This is a genomic window from Dietzia sp. Cai40, from assembly GCF_014145165.1.
GTDB classification, from domain to species: Bacteria; Actinomycetota; Actinomycetes; order Mycobacteriales; family Mycobacteriaceae; genus Dietzia; species Dietzia natronolimnaea.
The window spans coordinates 1-300 of the sequence record NZ_JAALEB010000507.1 but is presented as its reverse complement, the minus strand read 5'-3'; the positions used below and the strand labels follow the sequence as shown (position 1 = coordinate 300).

Sequence of the window (300 nt, the reverse complement as noted above, 5' to 3'; positions counted from 1 at the left end):
GCGAGCTCCAGCGCGGGTTCAACCGGATGGCGGCCGGGCTCCAGGAACGCGAACGGCTCCGGGATCTGTTCGGCCGCCACGTGGGTCGCGACGTCGCGGAGGCGGCCGAGGAGCGGGACCCCGAACTGGGCGGCAGCGCCTCCCAGGTCGGCGTCGTCTTCGTCGACATCATCGGGTCCACGGAGATGGCGGTGCGGTCCGAGGCCTCGGAGGTGGTGGACGTCCTCAACCGGTTCTTCCGGGTGGTCGTGGAGACGGTCGAGGAGTACGACGGCGTCGTGGACAGCTTCCTCGGCGACG

The 300-nt window shown here is 71.0% G+C and carries 1 protein-coding gene; it reads left to right on the top strand.

Annotated features, from left to right (window positions below; translation table 11 throughout):
* On the top strand, window positions 1-300 hold a 300-nt coding region (locus G6022_RS16500; protein ID WP_182692057.1), incomplete at both ends, for an adenylate/guanylate cyclase domain-containing protein.